The sequence below is a fragment of the Blastomonas sp. genome, from assembly GCF_041747255.1.
Classification (GTDB): Bacteria; Pseudomonadota; Alphaproteobacteria; order Sphingomonadales; family Sphingomonadaceae; genus Blastomonas.
On sequence record NZ_JBGTFM010000404.1, the window covers coordinates 1 to 3,360 of the forward strand.

5 protein-coding genes are annotated in these 3,360 nt (G+C 64.0%); all 5 read right to left on the reverse strand.

Annotated features, from left to right (window positions below):
- Positions 1-731 (reverse strand): RcnB family protein (locus ACEW8G_RS13605; protein ID WP_373488945.1); only part of this gene is annotated, 731 nt, incomplete at its 3' end.
- 180 nt (positions 732-911) lie between these two features.
- Entirely contained in the window at positions 912-1,394 is a 483-nt protein-coding gene (locus ACEW8G_RS13610) for a GAF domain-containing protein (RefSeq protein ID WP_373488946.1), read from the reverse strand.
- 26 nt (positions 1,395-1,420) lie between these two features.
- Positions 1,421-1,828 (reverse strand): alternative ribosome rescue aminoacyl-tRNA hydrolase ArfB, encoded by a 408-nt coding sequence (gene arfB / locus ACEW8G_RS13615; RefSeq protein ID WP_373488947.1) that lies wholly within the window; start codon positions 1,826-1,828, stop codon positions 1,421-1,423.
- On the reverse strand, positions 1,821-2,528 hold the full coding sequence (locus ACEW8G_RS13620) for an RluA family pseudouridine synthase (protein ID WP_373488948.1): 708 nt from the start codon (positions 2,526-2,528) through the stop codon (positions 1,821-1,823). The genes arfB and ACEW8G_RS13620 overlap by 8 nt, the downstream gene beginning before the upstream one ends.
- A gap of 3 nt (positions 2,529-2,531) precedes the next feature.
- The coding region (locus tag ACEW8G_RS13625) for an MsnO8 family LLM class oxidoreductase (protein WP_373488949.1) at positions 2,532-3,360 on the reverse strand (829 nt) is incomplete at its 5' end.

Genomic DNA, 3,360 nt, shown 5'->3' on the forward strand with positions numbered 1-3,360 from the left:
CCGCGCCCAGCGATACGGTTGCCCGCGAGCCCCCCGACTGCAGCGCCAATCGCGGCGCCACCCAGGCCACTGTCACGGCGGCAGGCTTCCAGAAACGCAGGCTCGTCCCAGTAATTGTCCGCATAAACTGGCGGCGGGGGCGGCGCGCTGACCGGATAGCTTGGGTCGTCGTCGAAGCCCGGCTGCGGGTCGGCATAAGTGGATGACCAATGCGTTCCGGCGACCACCTGATCATTGCCCAGCAGCAAATCGGTGTCATAATTATACGGATCATAATCGGGCGAATAGACCTGGCGCGCAGGCTGCGCGGATGCGATCTGCTGGCCCGATTGCGCCGCTGACCAGTTCATCGCCTGCACGCTGTCCTGCACCATGCCCTGACGGTCGGTCAGCACCGCATCGTCATAATAGCGCGACCAGCCATAGCCCTGTGCGGGCTGCGGCAGGCCATAGGCTTGCCAATTGTTGATGTAATAGCGCGGCGCGATCCACACGCGCGGCAGGAAAAACCCGCGAAATGGGCGAACATAGGCAGGCGCGCCGACCGGCAGCTGGCGGCCAACGCTGGTCGTCATGACGCGGCCAGACTGCAAAAAGATGGTCTGATCAAGGCCAGCACTTGCAGTCAGCGGCGATTCGGCGGCCGATGCAGTGGTCACCGTCACGGCGATGCAGCCAGCGGTTGCCGCCAAAGCCAGATGGCGCAGATAAGCTTTTCGGCGCGTCGTCATGGTTAACATCTCCCTGAACCCATCCAACCGGGCAACGCATTACCACAGAGCGGCAGTCGCGCGGCATCACCTTGGTTAAGCAATGGTTACCATCTACCGGGGCGCTGCGCCATTATGTGCTTGTTAAACCGGATGTCAGGGTGGCGATTGTATCAATATGGGGCACGGCACCGGCGATGCTTACACCCGCCCAGACAGTAAGCTGGCAAGCCGTTCGATCCCGGCCTGGTCGTCGGCATCGAAACGCGCCGGGCTGGGGCTGTCGAGATCGATGACATGGGTCACCTTGCCGTCCGTGATCACCGGCACGACCAGTTCTGATCGGCTGTCGGCATCGCAGGCGATATGGCCGGGGAAGGCATGGACATCATCGACCCGCTGGGTCTCGCCCGTTGCCGCCGCCGCGCCGCACACCCCGCTGCCCAGCGCGATGCGGATACACGCCGGTTTGCCGACAAACGGCCCGAGCACCAGTTCGCCATCAACCACCCGGTAAAAGCCCGCCCAGTTGAGATCGGGCAGATACTGCGCCAGCAATGCGGCGACATTGGCCATGTTGGCGATGCCATCGCGCTCGCCCTCTATCAGCGCGCGCGCCGCCGCCAGCAGGTCGGCATAAACCTGCGCCTTGGGCAGGCTGGCATCGATATCAAAGGAAAACATGTCTGGTGCGGCTCCTGCAGAGGACGTCAGTCGAGATCGACCCGCCCCCGGTTCTTCTTGATCGTACCCCGGCTCTTTTTGCTGGCCAGCCGCTCGGTTTTGCCGATGCGGTTCAGCCGGGTGCGCGCGCGGGTGGCGGGCAGCTTGTAGGCCTCGGTCAGCATCGCGGCCAGCCGTTCGCGTGCGACGCGGCGGTTGGCCTCCTGCGTGCGGTGGTTGCGGGCGAGAATGACCAGTTCGCCATCCTGGTTGATCTTGTTGCCCGCGAGTGACTTGAACCGCATGTAAACCAGCGGCGGCAGGCCGAGCGCATAGATGTTGACATGCAGTTGCACGGCGGTCGCGACCTTGTTGACGTTCTGCCCGCCGGGCCCGGACGCGGTGATGAACTTTTCGCTGACGATGGCGTCATCAGGGATAGCGATGTCAGCCATCGGTCGGTTCCGGTTGCGCCACGCCAGCATCTGTAAAGCCGAGCGCGGCAAACCGCTGTGGCAACGGCGCGAACGCGTCAATATCCGCCTTGCCCGCACGCTGCATCCCCAGGCGTGAGGCATGCAACATCAGCCCCGATGGATGCGGCTGGCCATAAAACGGATCGCCGAGCAGCGCGACACCCAGGCCATGCAGCGCGTGGACGCGGATCTGATGGGTTCGGCCGGTTTCGGGGCGAAATTCAACCAGCGTGAAGCCATCGTGCGCACTTACCCGCCGCCAGTGAGTCACCGCGTGCTTGCCGTTGGTGTCAGGCACAATGCGCCAGCCGTCCGCCTGGGTGCTGGTCTTGCCCAGCGCGAAATCGATGGTGCCGCTATCTTCCGCAAGATCGCCCGCGATCACACCGAGATACAGCTTGTCGACCGCCGCCGCCGCAAAGGCATCACCAAAGCGCTTCACCGCCTTGGTATTGCGCGCCAGCAGCAGGCAGCCCGATGTGTCCTGATCGAGGCGGTGGACTGGCATCGGCGCGCGCTGAAAGCCGAAGCGCAGGTCGGTGAGATAATCATCAAGACTGCGCCCGCCCTTGCGTGGCGCGCTCACCGGCAGGCCCGCAGGCTTGTTGATCACCAGCGCCTCGCCGTCAATGAACGGCAGGTTTGCTTCCACGCAAAAGGCTGGGGTGTGAAAGCCCATGGTTCAGGCCGCCTCTGCCATGGCGAAGGCACCCGCCATCAGCTCGATCGATTTCAGCCGGTCCGCCAGATAATAAGCGTTGGTCGACAGCATGACCTCATTGGCGTCAAACGCCTTTGCGAGCGAGAGTATCTTGTCGCGCACCGCAGCGGGCGCGCCAAAGGCGGCGATCCGCGCCTGCGCGCCGACGATCATCGCCTCGCGCTCGGTAAAGCCGACATCGCGGCTTTCTTCGGGCGACAGCGCAGGCTGCTGCCCGCCACCGAGCAAGCGCGCCATGTTGAGGAAATAGTTCTTGCGCAGCAATTCGCCATATTCAGCGTCCTCAACCGCAAAGGCGGTCATCGCCAGCATCACATAAGGCTCAGCCAGCGCAGCGCTGGGGCGGAAATTGCGGCGATACAGATCGGTAAGGTCCGGTCCCGCCATCGGGTTGATGAACAGTGCGAGCGCATAAGGCAGGCCCAGACGCCCCGCGAGCACCGCGCTGTCGGCACTGGTCCCCAGCATCCACACCGGCACATCGCCAGCGGGTTCGGGGCTAAGCGCAGGTTGCGAAAGGCTGCCGTTCAGATAACCGACCAGATCGGCCACCTGCTGCGGAAAATTGCGGAAGCTCGGTGGATGCGGCGCAGACATTGCGGCGGCGACCTGCATGTCTCCGCCCGGCGCACGCCCGACGCCAAGGTCGATCCGGTCAGGGTACAGGTTGCTGAGCACAGCGAACTGCTCGGCCACCTTATAGGCACTATAGTGCGGCAGCATGACGCCGCCTGAGCCCAGCCGGATGCGCCGGGTCACCGCGCCCAGCGCCGCGATCAGCACCTCGGGC

Coding starts and splice junctions, on each gene's coding strand:
- ACEW8G_RS13610 (WP_373488946.1), bottom strand. CDS start 1,394: ATGTTTTCCTTTGATATCGATGCCAGCCTGCCCAAGGCGCAGGTTTAT.
- arfB (WP_373488947.1), bottom strand. CDS start 1,828: ATGGCTGACATCGCTATCCCTGATGACGCCATCGTCAGCGAAAAGTTC.
- ACEW8G_RS13620 (WP_373488948.1), bottom strand. CDS start 2,528: ATGGGCTTTCACACCCCAGCCTTTTGCGTGGAAGCAAACCTGCCGTTC.